Source organism: Marinicrinis sediminis (assembly GCF_042685085.1).
In the GTDB taxonomy this organism is placed as follows: domain Bacteria; phylum Bacillota; class Bacilli; order Paenibacillales; family KCTC-33676; genus Marinicrinis; species Marinicrinis sediminis.
Genome location: NZ_JBHUMM010000043.1, coordinates 166,840 through 183,521, shown reverse-complemented (window position 1 = coordinate 183,521; position 16,682 = coordinate 166,840). Strand labels below are relative to the sequence as shown.

Genomic DNA, 16,682 nt, shown 5'->3' with positions numbered 1-16,682 from the left:
TTTGGCGCCGTGGGAGCCATTATATAGGCGAAATCGCTGGCGTCGTATGTCTCCTCCATTACTGCCGATAGAGTTGTAGTTGGCGCTACAATTCCGAAATTTCATCGGAGACAGCGTTACAAATCGAAAGCTACTTCATCAATTGCAAGTTTGATTACGTGTTCGATGACTAATTCATACGCACTCATCCGTTTTAACCTCTTATATAGTAGCGGGACATCTTCGATGCTGGCCGTTCCGAGCCTAACGTAAGTAAAGTGTGACGTCATCAAGTATACATCGTCCTCTAGCAGCCTCACATGAACGACGGCCGCGCCGATGTCATCAACGAAAATAGCCGCATTATTTGACGTCAAGTAACCATCGTAATCGAGATTTTCAGATGATCCGTCAGTTTCTACGAAATGGAAGCGTACTGTTACCCGTTTCATTGGCGGACACCTCCACTTATCGTCGCTTTATGCTCGAAGATCGCGGGTATCACCGCGTGCCATTCAGTAACGATGAACGTTTGACCGGTCGGCGCTTTGACTCGTATATAGCCATTCGGATAAGCAATCGAATATGGCATATAGCGTAGCTTATAATCGTTGCAAGCGGCATATTCGTGCGCTTTGACTTCCGTTTGTGATTTATATTTCATCGGCTGATCATCCCCGTCATGATGATACGAAAAAATTCAACGAGAAGGGCCGCGATAATTTGCGATATGAAACGTTTCCTTCGTCGGCTCATAACGAGATTAAACTGCCGTATATGTATCGTTGCCACGAGCGATCACCCCCTCGTCAATAATAAAGCCGAGCGCGGCGGCTTGCGACGGTGTGACCGCCATACAACCGAAAGTGGCGGACAGGCTGGCGCCAGTTTTGCGGCTGAATGGAAGCGGGAGTAACGCGATTTCCTGCGTGGTTCCGATGAGACTAACGATGAAATTACCGGATTGGTGGCGGCGGTATGAGATTTGATTCATATGTGTAACCTCCTAAACTAAGTATATTATTCTTTTATACGTATATCAGTATAATCGTTTATTCGTATTGTGTCAATATACTACTTTTCGTATAATCAAATAAATTAGACTGGAGGATTAGGAATGGGACGTAAGATTAATGTTAAACTTAATGAAGTTATGCGGTCACGGAATTTAACTCAATTGCAGCTTTCAGAAATGACAGGTGTTAGACAAGCTTCGATATCAGAGATGAGCCGTAATATTAGAGACAAAGTAAACCTTCGCCATTTAGAGCGAATTGCTGATGCTTTAAATATTGATGATGTTTCTGAGCTGATAGAAATTACATACATACAACACTACAACGAAGAATAACGCGACTAGCTCATGGCTGGATCGCGTTTTTATATGGGGGAATGACAGATGAAGAGTCACGTATCAGCGCTACTCCTGGCAATAGGAATCTTATTATTTATTCTCGGATTTTATCTCGGCTTCAAAGTTGAGGGAGTGCTTAAGTACATAGCAATTGGAACCGGAATTGCCATCGGTGCTTTCTTCCTTGGACTTGGTAAGATTATCGATCTTTTAAAAGAAATCGCTGATAAAAAATGACGAATCTATCTAACGTTGAACTATACACAGCCGCAATGGATCGTCGAATTGTTTGCGTCTTACAGGCAGGCGAATTGATCGAAGCGGGCGGAGTGATCGAGGATATATCAGAAAATGCGGTAAGAATTAACGGAGCTTGGTTCATGCGGGGGAATTGTACGTTTATTATTCGAAGGTAAATACGAAGTACCTACGCAAATTCTACGTAGGTACTTTTGATTATACGTCCCTTTCGCTCATTAACCGATCCAGCGGACTATATTTCCGATGCTGCGTCGCCACGTCTTCGCTGAACAGCGATATGTAATGCGATACCATATCTAGCGTCGTGTGGCCGAGAATATTCTTGAGACTGAACGCATCGCCGCCGTTTAGCAAATACATTTTCGCGAACGTATGGCGGAGCGTATGTGGCGAGACTCGAACAGGCAGCCGGGATTTCACGCCGTATTTCCGCATGTTGTCCTGGAACGAGCGGGGTTTTAACGGCTGATTTTCAACGGACAAGAATAAATTCGGATGCATGATCCGTCCTCTGTACTCGATATACTTCCGCAGCCGCTGCGCCATTTGATCCTGGAATGGGACATAGCGCTCTTTCCGTCCTTTGCCGAATACGCGGATTAACCCGGCCTTAAAATCGACGTCATTCATTTTAACGCCTATTGCTTCAGATAAACGGACGCCTGTTTCGAGCATCAGCGACATAATTACGTAGTCCCGAAAACCGGTAAACGTCGCCCGATCCGGCGTATTTAGCAGCTTATCTACTTGTTCAGCTGAAAACGTCTCAATGAGCTTCTTTTCGATGAGCAGATTCGAAATGTTCTCAAATGCGTTGATTTTTGCAAATTTATTGCGGACGAGAAAATTCCCGAACGGCCGCCAAGTACGGAGGTACTGATTGATCGTCGTCGCCTTAACGCCGCATTCCAGCTTATACGTGATGTATTCGCGAACGATATTTTCCGTCAAGTCCTCTACATCAACGTTAAAGTGCTTAATCAGCTTGTCCAGTTCGCGTATACTATTTTCGTGGTATTTCAACGTGCTATCCGCTAAATTCCGAGACCGGTTATACGTCATAAAGCCGGCGAGCGCGCGGTCGAGTCCGTTGTTGAAGCGCAACTCGTCAGACAATCGGTTACTTCGTTTTCTTCGCTGTTCCATTTTAATCCCCCAAAGATAAATAAAATGTTGATCAGAAATTACGGTTATTTTCAATTTGAAAAATAAATCCGCAATAAACTTCTTCAATGCAACATCCTACCATATTTTATATCCGGAGGAAACAGCTAATCATCATACCTTATGTTTTAATATTAGCAAAAAAGAGTTGTTTTATCCGAAAATGACAAAAACCCGCCGAGAAGTCGACGGGCTTATGCTTAATACGTTATGATAAAGACATCGTTGTTGATTCCGAAAAACAATTACGAAAGGAGCCATGAAATTAGCAAAGTTATTCGGAACGCATAGCGCAAAGTTTATCGGAACGATCCAATCCTATTGCCGATAAATTTCGTTGTACATGCGATGCGGCATCCGTCAAAGCTCCCGTCGTTAAAGCGCTCAGCTCACCTTATGCTCGATCCGCAGCTTATCTGCGACCATCGCGATGAACTCACTGTTGGTCGGTTTCGCCTTGGAGATGTTGATCGTATAGCCAAACAGATGTGAGATGCTGTCGATGTTGCCACGTGTCCAGGCGACTTCGATCGCATGACGGATGGCACGTTCGACGCGGGAAGGCGTGGTTTTGTATTTTTCGGCAATCGCCGGATAAAGCGTTTTGGTAATGGCCCCTAGAATTTCAATATTGTTGTACACCATGGAGATGGCTTCACGCAAATATTGATAGCCTTTAATATGCGCAGGCACCCCGATTTCATGAATGATACTTGTAATGTTAGCATCGAGATTTTTGCCCTTGCCCATTGGAATGACATTGGGACGACTGGTACTGACAGAAGGGATAGCGTTATTTGGCAATGCCAGCTGACGAATGCGATTGATGAGCATTTCCATATCGAAAGGCTTGAGTATGTAGTAGGATGCGCCAAGTTGTACAGCCTTTTGTGTGATATTTTCTTGTCCAAAGGCAGTCAGCATAATGATTTTCGGTTGAGGCTGAAGATCCATCTCCCTTAATTTTTCCAATACGCCCAAACCATCGAGATGAGGCATGATAATATCCAGAATCAATATATCTGGAACACGTCCCTCTTCAATGTGGTTCAGTACTTCATCTCCGTTATAAGCCACCCCCATGACTTCCATGTCATTCTGCTCGGAGATGAATTCCGATAAAAGCCCCGTAAACTCTCGATTATCATCTGCCAGTAAAACTTGAATATTTTGCACGAACACGTCCTCCTATTCTCTATGTGGCAATTTTCCATTTTTTACTCTTTGTTAAGTTTCGACACTGTGAATGGAATTCCTTCTGTCGAATTTATTTTTTTCGCGATTTCCATTTCATTTTACATCAAGATCGTATATAATTAAAGATTTTATGTACTTTTCTACAATAACAATCATTTTGTCTGATTTTTCGACAAAACAAGAGGAGGCTTTAACCAGCCTCCTTCAGCTCCCCTTTTTGGGATTCAGCTTGCGGACGATCGAGGGCAATGCCTGCATCGCCCAGCATCCATTCAATGAAGCAGCCATAGCCGCTGGATGGATCGTTGACAAATACGTGGGTGACCGCACCGACAATTTTGCCATCCTGAATGATGGGACTGCCGCTCATGCCTTGCACAATGCCCCCTGTTTCTTTGAGCAGCCTGTCATCCGTGATCTTGATGACCATTCCTTTGGTCGCCGGGGCATGCTGTTTCGATACATGTGCAATTTCAATCTCGAACTTCTCGACCTGATGCCCTTTGACAACGGTGAGAATTTCCGCTTTCCCTTCCTTCACTTCTTCTCTAAACGCGACCGGCATCGGCTTGGGGGACAGTCCAAAGTCCGGATTGCGATGCATTTTGCCAAAGATGCCAAAGTGGGTGTTCCGTTCAATGGTGCCAAGGATTTGGTTTTCTTTGAAGAAGTGCGCCCTTTTCTCGCCAGGCACGCCGTCCTGACTTTTGCTGATCGAGGTGACATTGGAGTGAACAATCGTCCCGCTGCCGACGGTGACAGGTGTCTGGGTATCCATATCCGTAATGACATGGCCCAGTGCCCCGTATACCTGGTGCTCAGGCGAATAGAAAGTTAAGGTGCCTACTCCAGCTGCTGTATCCCGTATATATAATCCTAGACGATAGCTTTGATCCGAAGAATCCAGAGCGGGATACAGGGTTTTGTGCAGTACCTTGCCACCTCTCTTCAGGGTGACCTTGAGCGGTTTCTGTTCCTTGCCTGCCTGGTCGGCAAACCGGGAGACTTTGGACACATCATTCAGTTGTTTGCCGTTGATTTGGGTGATCAGATCTCCGACCCGAATATCGGCCTGCTCACCAGGGGAAATGGTCTCCGCATTTCGTTGCACCAAGTGGTGTCCGACCACGAGAATGCCTGCTGATTTCATACGTACGCCGATGGTTTGTCCGCCTGGAATGACCTTCAAGTCGGGAATGACGCTCACTTTGACGGTTTTGAAAGGTATGGTGCCGAACAGCTTAAGCTGCATTTCCGTTTCACCGATTTTACCGGAATGAAAGGCAAGAGGCTGGTGGAGATCGGTCCGAAACGAAGGGGTGGAATGTCCGTTTACTTTCACAATATCCGGGTCCTTGACCATGACTTTGGCATGAACCGGCACAGCCAGCCGCAGCGTTTTCTGCTGACCATTGAACATGCGCAGTTCCTGGGGAAATGAAGCAAAGGATTGAAACGGTGCGGAAAAACTGAATAAGCAAATGAAGAAAACGAGCAAAAGTCCGAAACTTTTCTTGATGACTGGTCGCAAATACATCACGCTCCCTTTTCTCCCTATTCATTGCCTGCGGCAATCGCCATTTGCGTACCTTTAAGTTAACCGCACCGATTTTGTTTTATTACTGTAAATGATTCCACGATTGCTTTTTCTGTGCCGCCATGTCAAGCATTTCTTTGGCATGCTCCTCCGTCGTTTCCGTTACTTCGACCCCTCCGAGCATGCGGGCAAGCTCTTGAATGCGTTGCGTGGTATCCAGCATCTTCACTTCGGTAAACGTCCGCTCTCGGGCCACATGTTTGGCGATTTCATAATGAACATCCGCCATGCACGCGACCTGTGGCAAATGCGTGATGGAGAACACCTGACACTGCGAGGCCAGTCTGGACATCTTCTCCGCAATCGCCTGCGCTGCCCGTCCGCTGACGCCCGTGTCCACTTCATCAAAGATAAGTACGGGAACCTCGTCCACGTCGGCGAATATCGACTTCAAGGCCAGCATGATCCTCGACATTTCTCCACCTGAGGCAATTTTGGACAAGGGGCGAACCGGTTCGCCTGGATTGGCAGAAATCATGAACTCCACATCATCCTGTCCATCCTTGCTAAGTGCACCGTCCTTCTTCCGATCCATGTTCACTTCAAAACGAGTTCTGCCCATTTGCAAATCCTTCAAATGCTGCTCCACCTGTTTGGATAACTGATGGGCCCCTTTTGTGCGAAGTTTGGTTAAATCTTCAGCCAGGAGACGCAATTCTTTTTCCTGCTCTTCCATTTCGATCATGAAGGCGTGAATGCGTTCGTCCTTATGCTCAAGCTGATCCAGCTGCTCCTGGATATGGGTAAAATGCTGCAGAATATCATCTATGGTTGCTCCGTATTTTCGTTTAAGGGATTGCATGGAAGCTAGCCGGTTCTCAATCTCATCCAGCCGAACAGGATTGAATTCCACCGAATCCCGATAATCCCGCAAGCTGAACGCCGCATCTTCCAGCTGGTAATACGCAGATGTAATCTGTTCGTGGATCGGTCGAATTTTGGCTTCGTCCACGTGAATCAGTCCCTCTACTTTTTGCATAGCCGTCTGGATTTCAGCGAGTGCAGAACGAGAGCCATTCAGACTTTCATAAGCTGCGGAGGAGGACTGGACTAATTTTTCGGCATTAGCTAGCTTTTGCTTTTCTTCCTGCAGCCATTCATCTTCACCCGATTTTAATTCCGCTTTCTGGATTTCTTCTACCTGGAAACGGAACAGATCGATCATTTGCAGATTTTGCTGGGAATGCTGACGCAGTTCCTCCAGTTTCCGCTTGGTGGCAAGATACGTATCGTACAGGGACGTATATTTTTGCTTCAGCTTTTCAATTCGTTTGTCACAGAAAGCATCGAGCAGATGAATATGCTGATCGGTATGCAGGAGGGATTGATGCTCATGCTGACCGTGAATGTTGATGATTTGTTGCCCGAGCTGCTTCAGCATGGACAAATTGACAAACTGTCCGTTGATTCGGCTAATGCTTTTTCCCTGTTTCGTGATTTCTCTGCGGATAACCAATTGCACACACTCGGCCTGATCGATCCCCCATTCCTGCAACAGCGCCCATGCGGTATGATGGGCAGGCAATTCGAACAGACATTCAATCTCTGCGCGATCTTCCCCATAACGCACCCATTCTGAAGAAGCTCTTCCTCCTGCAATTAACCCGAGCGCATCAATCAGCATCGATTTCCCTGCGCCTGTTTCCCCCGTAATGACATGAAAGCCTTCATAAAACCGCACATGAATGGATTCGATGACGGCCAAATTTTTAATCGTACATTCCACCAGCATCCGTGTTCCACCTCTCCCCTTGGCTGTTCAATCAACGGTTCTGTCACGCTAGTTAATCAGGTCCAGTATCTTTTCTACGATTTTCTCGCTTTCCTGCTTGCTGCGGCAAATGATGAGCAGCGTATCATCACCGGATATCGTACCGAGTATCTCTTCCCATTCCAGGTGATCAATCAGCGCTCCAAGTGCATTGGCCGTACCCGGCAGCGACTTCATGACAACGAGATGGTCCGCAAAATCAATACTCATGAAATGATCCTGAAGGGTTCGCTTCAGCTTTGCCATCGGGTTGAATTTCTGATCCTGGGGAAGTGAATACTTGTATCGTCCATCATTGGATGGCACTTTAATGAGATGCAATTCCTTAATATCTCTCGATACGGTTGCCTGCGTGACCTGAAATCCCATATTTCTCAATGCTTCAACCAGTTCATCCTGTGTTTCAATCTCATGTTGGTGAATGATCTCCTTGATTTTGATATGCCGCTGTCCCTTCATTGCTGACCTCCTATATGAAATACTACTTTATGAAGCTGATGGTTTTGCTTGTCCAGCCAGATTACGCCTTCGATAGCCGGCGCATAGGCGAGCCAGTAGATCATCAGTCGATCTCTCACCTGAGAGCCTGTCCAATCCATCGGTTGACGCCGATTGGCTAATTTGACTACATACTTGATGTGATTCTTCCTCACGATATAATCGATAAACAGCTGTGAAGAGAGCCGCTGGCCGTCCTTGTTCATTTCAATGGGCAGCTTGATTTTGCCGCACAGCACTTCATAGCCTTCCTCTGTCAGCAGTTTCGCTCCCTCGGGTTCCGGTTCCGTCGCTTGATTCAAATCAAGAGGGAGTACCACTTTGGCAGGAGCAAACAGCCAATTTTTCCCTGCCCGAAGCAGCCACAACACAGCCAGAACACAGATTGCGACCAACACATAGAAATCCCCATTTTGTGCCATCTCTGCACCTCCCGACTATATATTCGAGAGACAGGTCATATTTCCTCTTCTTTCTGCGGTGGCACGCTCGGGGTTTGCATGAAAAAGACACCGATGAATCGGCGTCTTCATTTCACAAAGGTATGACGGGCTGCTTCGACCACGCGCTTGGCTTCCATCACATGATCGATACGGGCTGGCCTGAAGGACCAGTGTGCCAAAAATTCGATATTCCCTTCACCGCCTGTAATCGGTGAGAAGGTAAGTCCTTGCAATCCCATACCCAGCTTTTCCTCCGAAAAGGCGAGGATGTCGTGTAGCACTTCCAAATGAATACTGGGTTCGCGAACCACACCAGACTTGCCTACTTTTTCTCGCCCAGCCTCGAATTGCGGCTTGATCAAGGCGACAATCTCGCCCTCTGTTCCTTTCAACAGCTCAATCAGGGGAGGCAGGATCAGTTTCAATGAAATGAAAGAGACATCAATGGTGGCAAAGTCGGGTTTGGGACCTTTCAGATCCGCTATGGTCGTATACCGAAAATTGGTTCTCTCCATGACACATACTTGCGCATGATTGCGGAGGGACCAGTCCAGTTGATTGTATCCGACATCAATGGCATACACATATTCAGCACCATGCTGAAGCGCACAGTCGGTAAATCCACCAGTCGAAGCACCGATGTCCAGCATGACCCGATTCGTCAAATCAAGGTCAAATTCCTGAATGGCCTTCTCCAGCTTCAATCCGCCACGACTGACATAAGGATGCAGAGCGCCCTTGACCGTTAGCTTGGCGGTGCGGGGAATCTTCGTCCCAGGCTTCTCCACTCTCTCCTGATCAGCCAGGATCAGACCCGCCATAATCGAAGCCTTCGCCTTCTCGCGACTTTCAAAATATCCCTGCTCCACGAGCAGGACATCAATTCGTTCTTTATTTGAAGCCATGCTTACTCCTTCAATTTCGCCTAAGCTCTTTTTTGCTGCAGGGGCAGTCGGCCCTGAATCTCTGTGACGAGATGCTCAGCCGTCAGTCCAACTTCCTGGCGCTGCTCCTTCACACTGCCATGTTCAATAAAGGCATCCGGAATACCCAACGGAATAACCTGAATATCCGAAATTCTATGCAAGGCATAATGCTCCAGCACACTACTGCCGAAACCGCCAAGCACCGAGCCTTCCTCAATCGTAAAGATCGTCTCGAAGCGTTGGGACAAGCTGGTGAGCATGCCTGCGTCCAGTGGCTTCAAGAATCGTGCGTTGATGACCTCCACTTGGATTCCTTCTGAAGCCAGTTGATCAGCCGCCTTGATCGCGACATCCATCATCGGTCCAACGGCCAGAATCGCGGTTTCCTTGCCCGCCCGAATCGTTTCCCATTTCCCGATTGGAAGCGGCTCCGTTTCCGCCATCGGAGTTAGTTCTATTCCCTTGCCAACATCTCTCGGGTAACGAACCGCAATTGGGCCTTGATCAAACAGGATGGCTGTCTTCATCATCTGGCGCAGTTCCTGTTCATCCTTCGGCATCATCAGTACCATGTTCGGCAAGTGGCGCAGATAGGAAATATCAAATACACCATGATGGGTCTCTCCATCGGCTCCTACGAATCCGGCACGGTCAATGGCAAAGACAACATTGAGGTTTTGTCTGCAAATATCATGCAGGACTTGATCGTATGCCCGTTGCAGGAAGGTGGAGTACACGGCAAATACCGGCTTCATGCCTTCCATCGCCATAGAGGCAGAGAAGGTAGCCGCATGCTGTTCGGCAATCCCGACATCGAACATGCGATCAGGGAAGCGATCTGCGAATTTCAACAGACCTGACCCGCCTGGCATGGCAGGTGTGACCGCCACGATTCGTTCATCCTGTTCGGCCAGCTCAATAAGTGCGTCGCCAAATATTTCGGTATAGGCAGGTGGCTGATCGGTCGCTTTCAGAACTTGACCAGACTCGATCTTATACGGGCTGATCCCGTGCCACTTGTGTGAATCGGCTTCTGCGGGACTGTAGCCCTTCCCTTTTACCGTCAGCACATGCACCATGACAGGACCTTGCAAGGTCTCGCACTGCTTTAATGTCTCCAGCAGCTTCTCGAGGTCATGTCCGTCTACCGGACCCACGTATGTAAAGCCAAACTCCTCAAACAATATGCCGGACATCATCATGTATTTCAGCGTATCTTTGAGCTTCTCTGCCGTTTTGGCCAGCTTGCCGCCGATCGCCGGAATTTTCTTCAGCAGATGCTCGGCTTCTTCTTTCGCCTTCAGATAATGTTTGTCAGAACGAATTTTGCTTAAATATTTATGAATCGCCCCCACGTTCGGCGCGATGGACATTTCGTTATCATTGAGAATAACGGTCACATTACGTTTTTCATGCCCGATATGGTTCATGGCCTCCAACGCCATGCCGCCTGTCATCGCACCATCCCCAATGACGGCTACCACTTTGTGCTTTTCATTCTTCAAGTCCCTGGCCGTCGCCATCCCTATGGCAGCAGATAGTGAGGTACTGCTATGACCCGCTTCCCAAACATCATGCTCGCTCTCATTTCTCTTCACAAATCCGCACAATCCCTTGTATTTGCGAAGCGTCTGAAACTGATCCTTGCGACCGGTCAGAATTTTGTGCACATAAGCCTGATGACCGACATCGAAAATAAATTTGTCCTGCGGACTGTTGTACATATAATGCATCGCGATCGTCAATTCGACCACACCCAGATTGGGAGCCAAGTGCCCGCCTGTACGGGACAATTCTTCAATCAGAAAGCTTCGTATTTCACCTGCAAGCGTCTCCAATTGAGGCAAATCCAGTTTTTTCAGATCACTAGGATGGTTGATTTGATCCAGCAGCACGTTTGTTCCCCTTCTTTCCATTGGAGGATTTCTTCTTTCCGCTTATGATCTTGATATGCAGTCGATGCTCCGAGAAGTAGAATATCTTGCCTACCCACAAGATGATCAGGTTGGCATACGAAATGGCAATCGACTTACCCATCGCTTTACCCCCAACGGTCATCGCTGAAACAAGACCTGTAAATAATACACTGATGGTTGTATGAATAAGGGCATTATCAACGTTCATCGATCTCACAAGCTCGATGACGACCATTGCGCTCGCCGCCCCGCTGATAATCCCTGCTATATCCCCAATTACGTCATTGCAAAAGCTCGAAAACTTGTCAGCATTTCTTACGATCAGGATCGCTTGTCTGGACCCTTTGACCTTTTCTGCCGCCATCGCATGAAATGGCGTTTCCTTCGCCGCCGCTGCCGCAAGTCCGGTCATGTCAAACACAATGCCGACCAGCACCAATAAAAAAACCGTCCCCATGCCAATGCCCCAGGACAGACCTTTCAGGACAGAGGTGGCTGCGACTGTCAGCGCACAGGACACAATAAAAGTAACGATAGATATAAAAATACTCCATCTGATGGAGTTTCGTAAAGAGAATTTCATTTATTTGTCTCCTTGGTCCTAATATGTACAAGGTTGTTCAATTTCAATCGCTGTTTGTCTCCGATTCACACATATTAGAAAGTAGAGTGGCAGCTTCTTGAGTAAACACTGTGGCTTAGGTCCAGTAGGTTTTCCCAGACAGAACTCCTTCTCGTCGCCAAGAAGGCGGTTTCCCTTTATGTCCGCCTTGATGTCGTCACCGAGCATCAGACTAGATTACCACTTAGTCCACACTATAATCCTCAAGAAACTTCAAAATTGAACAGTCTAGGAGTTTTCCTCGACAACCTTGACCCATTTCTTAGCCTCTTTTGCGAAGCAGTTTTCATACAGCATCCAGATGAGTTGCTTCTGGCCACAAAGCGCTTCATCCTACCATCTGTAATCCCCACTGACTCGCTCAAGGCAGGCTACGCTGCACACAAGTCGTTTTAGCATTTAACAATGAAGGATAAATGCAGGTGAGACTCGCAAATTGCAGGTTCATACCCCAAGCCGTAACCTGCGGACGATGCCGCTCAACAGCCACGCACTTGGGCCTCCGCGGAAGCAGGGTCAACGCCCACATGCCATTGTGGATCGCCCTGCGACCTTAACTCCCAGCATCAACCCCCGACTGGGCGTCGGAAGCCAACACAAGGAACTTCATCGATGTGCCCTTTGGCGAATTTTTAGGCCCGCCTTCAAAATGGTAGATTGACTAGAATACTGCGCCACTCTATTTGAGACTCATTATAGCACACAATAAAATGCATACTCAATGGAACTTCAAGGGGAAAACGTCTAAGACTCCCTTTTTACCAGAAAATCAGCCAGCTGCAGTAGTCGTTTCTCGTCTGTCAGACCGGCCTCCATCAGTGCCTGCTTGCCTTCATCCGTCAAAGCCTGTACGGTTTGTTTAGACTTCTCGATGCCAAGCAGCTGCGGATAAGTCGACTTGGAAAGCTTCTCATCGCTGTTTGTTTTTTTGCCGAGCATTTTCTCATCCCCGGTCACATCGAGAATATCGTCCTGAATTTGAAAAGCGAGCCCGATGCAGTAGCCAAATGTACTAATGGCTGCGAGCTGAGCCGGGTTCGCTCCCCCGATCATCGCCCCGGCGCGCAGGGAACAGACGATCAAGTCTCCGGTCTTGTGTGTATGAATATGATTAAGGCCTGCCAGATCCACGCGCTGTTTCTCCGCCTGAAGATCATATGCCTGACCGCCTACCATCCCTGTTGGACCGGCATAGGCAGACAGTTCCTGGACGAGTTGCAGAATGACCTCCGGGGCCACCTGCTCTTTTCCTGATCCGTGAACCAGCGTATGAAAAGCGTGGGTCAGCAAGCCGTCTCCCGCAAGAATCGCCATGGCTTCGCCATAGACTTTATGATTCGTTAGTTTTCCCCTGCGATAATCATCATTATCCATCGCCGGCAAATCATCGTGGATCAGGGAATACGTATGAATCATTTCAATCGCCGCTGCCGCAGGCAGAGCCTGTACCGTATTCCCACCCACAGCCTCACAGGCCGTCAGGGTCATGATCGGCCGCATTCGCTTTCCTCCCGCTTGCAAAGAGTATGCCATTGCCTCCTGAAGGATTGGATTCACCTGTTCCTGCGGCAAGGACTTGATCAGGACATCCTCTACCCGCTTCGCGGTTTGCTGCAAATACGTTCGTAATTCGTTCACATCCTGTGTCGTCAACCTCTCACCCCGTTCCCCTTATTCTTCTGCAGGCGGATGAAAGAGTTCTCTCTCTACGCCAGTCTCCTGTTCAATCAACACCTCGATTTTACGTTCAGCCTGATCCAGCTTGCCGGAGCACAGGTGAGACAGCTTCATGCCTTCCTGGAACAGGTCAATCGCCTGCTCCAGCGGTACATCGCCACTCTCCAGCTGCTTCACGATGACCTCCAGCTGCTCGAGCGCCTGCTCAAAGCTGATTTCATTTGCCATTATTCCCTTCCCCCTCGACAGATAGTACCTCGCAATGAACTTGACCATCTTGCATGCGCACTCGCAGTTGTTCTCCCTGCTTCAGTTCCGCCGCAGACTTCCTCACCTGGGTGCCCGTCTCATCATAAACGAGGCTGTAACCCCTCTGCATGATCTTCAGAGGGCTGAGTGCGTCGAGCTGTCTCATCTCTGAGCGCAGCTGATGGTGTTTGTCCTTCATGACCATTTGCAGCGATTGCGTTAATTGCTGCCTCAGCAATGTGGTATCCTTGCGCAGACCTTGCAATCGTTGTCTCGGATGAAGCGCATTCAATTGATGGGCGAATTGCTGCAGTTTTTGCCTCTTCGCAGCAGCCGCCTTGTCCAGTGCATAGGTCAGCTGCTCTTTCAGCCGATCGACATACTGGGAAGGTTCCTGCAGCAAATACCGTTTGGGATGCGTCAGATATGGCGATGCCTGCAACCGCTCAAGCCGCTTACGGCTATCCGCCGACTTGACGGTCAGCGATTGACCCAGGCGCTCCTGCAGCTGTTTCAGACGCTGCTTCAGCTCTCGCTGATCGGGAACAGCCAGCTCAGCAGCTGCCGTTGGTGTCGCGGCTCGCAAATCAGCTACATAGTCCGCAATGGTCGTATCCGTCTCATGACCCACCGCTGAAATAACCGGAATACGCGACTGAAAAATCGCGCGCGCTACCTGCTCCTCATTAAACGCCCACAATTCCTCCAATGAGCCGCCACCCCGACCGACGATCAGAACGTCCACCTCATCGAGCTCATTCATGATCTGAATGCCTCGCACTATTGACGGCGCCGCCTTTACGCCCTGCACATGAGCCGGGTAAAGCAGGACAGGAATACTCGGGAACCTTCGCTCCAGCGTAATCATCATGTCCCGAACAGCCGCCCCGGTCGGGGACGTTACGAGACCGATCGCACGCGGATACGAGGGAATAGGCTTTTTGACATTTGGGTCAAACAGCCCTTCCTGCTTCAGCTTCTCCTTCAACTGCTCGAAGGCAAGGAAAAGGCTCCCGATGCCGTCTGGCTGCATCTGTGTCACGTAGAGCTGATACTGACCATCTCGCTCGTAGACAGAAACAGAGCCTCGCGCCAACACTTTCGCTCCTTCCTTGAGCAGAAAAGGGAGCGTTCGGTTGTGCGAGGCAAACATGACGGATTTGATTCTGCTGTCTTTGTCTTTCAAGGTAAAATACATATGTCCGCTGCGATGATGGATGAAATTCGATATTTCACCCTGCACCCAAATATCCGAGAAAGCCGGATCCGTTTCCAGCCGCTGCTTGATCGTTCGTGTAAGCTCCCTGACGGACAGCACCTGTTGCGGAGTAGCCGGTGTCATGCCCGAATCTTCAAAGCCTTCCGCGCGGAATCAATGGTGTTTTTCAGCAGCATGGTTATGGTCATCGGGCCTACTCCACCCGGCACTGGCGTGATGTAGCCTGCAACTTCCTCCGCTTCTTCAAAGCGCACGTCCCCTTTTGGACTGCCGACGTCAATCACAACCGCTCCCGGCTTGATATGCTCCTTGCCCAGCAACCCTGGACGACCTGCCGCAGCAACCAGGACATCAGCCTGCTTGGTGATCTCCGGCAAATTGGCTGTTTTGGAATGACAGATCGTGACGGTGGCGTCTGCTTGCAGCAACAGCATAGCGACCGGTTTGCCGACGATGTTGCTGCGACCGACCACTACGGCATGCTTGCCTGCGAGATCCATACCGGTACGGCGAATCAGTTCCATAATACCGGCCGGGGTACATGGTACGAAGCAGTCTTCCCCGATCTGCAAGTTGCCTGTACTCATTGGATGGAAGCCATCGACGTCCTTTTCAAGGGATATAGCCTCGATCACTGCTTCTTCTCTCATGTGACCAGGCAGCGGCAATTGCACGAGAATACCATGAATGCTTTCCTTGGCATTCAGTTCAGCAATCAGGTCGAGCAGTTCCTGCTCGGTCGCTTCAGCCGATAGCTCGTACAATTCCGAATGAATGCCGACTTCGCCGCACTTCTTCACCTTCATACCGACATACAGTTTGGAGGCCGGATCTTCCCCGACCACGACGACAGCAAGACCGGGCTGCATACCCTGCTCGGTCAATTCGATGACTTCATTGGACAGTTCTGCAAGCATCTCGTCTCTTACTTGTTTTCCGTTGATTATCTTTGCACTCATCTTGATTCCTCCTGTCCCGCACTTCGCTCTAGGCTTATGATTGTATGTTCTGTTTAATTTTATCTGCTTCTTTCAGCATATTTCCGAGTACACCGTTGACAAATTTGCCGGATTCCTCTGTACCGAAATGCTTGGACAGTTCAATGGCTTCATTGACGGCCACTTTGTCCGGCACATCCTCTGCATAGACCATTTCATAAACGGCCAGACGCAAAATTTGCTTGTCAACCCTTGACAGACGATCCACTTTCCAGCGGGTCAGATATTGGGTGATAACCTGATCCACATTCGTTTTCTTGTCGAGCACTCCCTCGATCATTTGCTGGATGAAGGCCACATCAATCACCTTTTGATGAAATTGTTCGTTTTCATCTGCCTCTGCATCCAGGACAGACTGAATGGCTTCCTGAGAGGAGGAAGCTTCATTCATTTCCAGCTGATATAGACTTTGCACAGCGATTTCTCTTGCAGTCCTGCGTTTCATATTGTCCTCCTGCTTGTCTGCTTGGATCGTACGCCAGTCCCTTCGGGACGGGTCGATCTCATATTATCATATTTCACACAAAAATACCTGCAAGCGCAGCATGCGCCCGCAGTGTATTATCTAAACATCTTCCATCTGTCATTCCATTTTTTCCATCCCTGCAGCAACAGCTCTGTGATGGAGATGCCGCGGTCTTTCAGCTTGCCAATCCAGTAACCGACAGCCAGGAGAAAGGCAAACACGAGCATATCCCAAAATCCGGCGATCAAATAGATGATGCCCAGCAAGAGGCCGGCAACCAAACCTGTCAGCTTGCCCTTATGCTCGCTCCATAACTCGTATCCCCGATCCTTCCACATGCGAACG

The 16,682-nt window shown here is 48.8% G+C and carries 20 protein-coding genes; 2 read left to right on the top strand and 18 right to left on the bottom strand.

Annotation, left to right across the window (positions count from 1 at the left end; genetic code table 11):
• Positions 1-116: 116 nt before the first annotated feature.
• The 3 genes from ACFSUC_RS14570 to ACFSUC_RS14560 form a co-directional block, all read right to left on the bottom strand.
• The gene (locus tag ACFSUC_RS14570; protein ID WP_379930351.1) at positions 117-431 is read right to left on the bottom strand and encodes a hypothetical protein; all 315 of its coding nucleotides are present in this window, start codon (positions 429-431) and stop codon (positions 117-119) included.
• Positions 428-643 (bottom strand): hypothetical protein, encoded by a 216-nt coding sequence (locus ACFSUC_RS14565; protein WP_379930350.1) that lies wholly within the window; start codon positions 641-643, stop codon positions 428-430. Before ACFSUC_RS14565 ends, ACFSUC_RS14570 begins: the two co-directional genes overlap by 4 nt.
• 99 nt (positions 644-742) lie before the next feature.
• Positions 743-973, bottom strand: a complete 231-nt coding sequence (locus ACFSUC_RS14560) for a hypothetical protein (protein ID WP_379930349.1) — start codon at positions 971-973, stop codon at positions 743-745.
• 123 nt (positions 974-1,096) lie between these two features.
• Between ACFSUC_RS14560 and ACFSUC_RS14555 the strand changes: the two genes are divergently transcribed.
• Positions 1,097-1,330: a helix-turn-helix domain-containing protein gene (locus ACFSUC_RS14555; RefSeq protein WP_379930348.1), complete on the top strand. Its 234-nt coding sequence runs from the start codon at positions 1,097-1,099 to the stop codon at positions 1,328-1,330.
• A 48-nt stretch (positions 1,331-1,378) separates the two neighbouring features.
• Positions 1,379-1,570: a hypothetical protein gene (locus ACFSUC_RS14550; protein WP_379930347.1), complete on the top strand. Its 192-nt coding sequence runs from the start codon at positions 1,379-1,381 to the stop codon at positions 1,568-1,570.
• A gap of 219 nt (positions 1,571-1,789) precedes the next feature.
• Here ACFSUC_RS14550 and ACFSUC_RS14545 read toward each other — a convergent pair whose 3' ends face one another.
• The 15 genes from ACFSUC_RS14545 to ACFSUC_RS14475 all read right to left on the bottom strand — a co-directional run bounded on the left by ACFSUC_RS14545 (position 1,790) and on the right by ACFSUC_RS14475 (position 16,675).
• Entirely contained in the window at positions 1,790-2,740 is a 951-nt protein-coding gene (locus ACFSUC_RS14545) for a tyrosine-type recombinase/integrase (protein ID WP_379930346.1), read from the bottom strand.
• Positions 2,741-3,142: 402 nt separating this feature from the next.
• On the bottom strand, positions 3,143-3,934 hold the full coding sequence (spo0A, locus tag ACFSUC_RS14540) for a sporulation transcription factor Spo0A (protein WP_379930345.1): 792 nt from the start codon (positions 3,932-3,934) through the stop codon (positions 3,143-3,145).
• A 211-nt stretch (positions 3,935-4,145) separates the two neighbouring features.
• Positions 4,146-5,492, bottom strand: coding sequence for a SpoIVB peptidase (gene spoIVB / locus ACFSUC_RS14535; RefSeq protein WP_379930972.1), 1,347 nt, complete (start codon positions 5,490-5,492; stop codon positions 4,146-4,148).
• 82 nt (positions 5,493-5,574) lie between these two features.
• Positions 5,575-7,284 carry a DNA repair protein RecN gene (gene recN / locus ACFSUC_RS14530; RefSeq protein ID WP_379930344.1) on the bottom strand — a complete coding sequence of 570 codons (1,710 nt, stop codon included), beginning with the start codon at positions 7,282-7,284 and terminating at the stop codon, positions 5,575-5,577.
• A 48-nt stretch (positions 7,285-7,332) separates the two neighbouring features.
• A complete protein-coding gene (gene ahrC, locus ACFSUC_RS14525; RefSeq protein WP_379930343.1) occupies positions 7,333-7,782 on the bottom strand; it encodes a transcriptional regulator AhrC/ArgR in 450 nt (149 codons plus the stop codon).
• Complete coding sequence (locus ACFSUC_RS14520; RefSeq protein ID WP_379930342.1) at positions 7,779-8,243, bottom strand: hypothetical protein; 465 nt, start codon at positions 8,241-8,243, stop codon at positions 7,779-7,781. The genes ahrC and ACFSUC_RS14520 overlap by 4 nt, the downstream gene beginning before the upstream one ends.
• A 107-nt stretch (positions 8,244-8,350) precedes the next feature.
• Positions 8,351-9,169 (bottom strand): TlyA family RNA methyltransferase, encoded by an 819-nt coding sequence (locus ACFSUC_RS14515; protein WP_379930341.1) that lies wholly within the window; start codon positions 9,167-9,169, stop codon positions 8,351-8,353.
• Between the two features lie 20 nt (positions 9,170-9,189).
• On the bottom strand, positions 9,190-11,085 hold the full coding sequence (dxs, locus tag ACFSUC_RS14510; RefSeq protein WP_379930340.1) for a 1-deoxy-D-xylulose-5-phosphate synthase: 1,896 nt from the start codon (positions 11,083-11,085) through the stop codon (positions 9,190-9,192).
• On the bottom strand, positions 11,057-11,689 hold the full coding sequence (locus tag ACFSUC_RS14505) for a hypothetical protein (RefSeq protein ID WP_379930339.1): 633 nt from the start codon (positions 11,687-11,689) through the stop codon (positions 11,057-11,059). The genes dxs and ACFSUC_RS14505 overlap by 29 nt, the downstream gene beginning before the upstream one ends.
• A 783-nt stretch (positions 11,690-12,472) precedes the next feature.
• Positions 12,473-13,381 (bottom strand): polyprenyl synthetase family protein, encoded by a 909-nt coding sequence (locus tag ACFSUC_RS14500; protein ID WP_379930338.1) that lies wholly within the window; start codon positions 13,379-13,381, stop codon positions 12,473-12,475.
• A gap of 18 nt (positions 13,382-13,399) precedes the next feature.
• Entirely contained in the window at positions 13,400-13,633 is a 234-nt protein-coding gene (xseB, locus tag ACFSUC_RS14495) for an exodeoxyribonuclease VII small subunit (RefSeq protein ID WP_379930337.1), read from the bottom strand.
• Complete coding sequence (gene xseA / locus ACFSUC_RS14490; RefSeq protein ID WP_379930336.1) at positions 13,623-14,996, bottom strand: exodeoxyribonuclease VII large subunit; 1,374 nt, start codon at positions 14,994-14,996, stop codon at positions 13,623-13,625. The genes xseB and xseA overlap by 11 nt, the downstream gene beginning before the upstream one ends.
• Positions 14,993-15,832, bottom strand: a complete 840-nt coding sequence (locus ACFSUC_RS14485; protein WP_379930335.1) for a bifunctional 5,10-methylenetetrahydrofolate dehydrogenase/5,10-methenyltetrahydrofolate cyclohydrolase — start codon at positions 15,830-15,832, stop codon at positions 14,993-14,995. The genes xseA and ACFSUC_RS14485 overlap by 4 nt, the downstream gene beginning before the upstream one ends.
• A gap of 34 nt (positions 15,833-15,866) precedes the next feature.
• On the bottom strand, positions 15,867-16,316 hold the full coding sequence (gene nusB, locus ACFSUC_RS14480) for a transcription antitermination factor NusB (protein ID WP_379930334.1): 450 nt from the start codon (positions 16,314-16,316) through the stop codon (positions 15,867-15,869).
• 116 nt (positions 16,317-16,432) lie between these two features.
• Positions 16,433-16,675: a DUF2273 domain-containing protein gene (locus ACFSUC_RS14475; RefSeq protein WP_379930333.1), complete on the bottom strand. Its 243-nt coding sequence runs from the start codon at positions 16,673-16,675 to the stop codon at positions 16,433-16,435.
• Between the last annotated feature and the right edge of the window lie 7 nt (positions 16,676-16,682).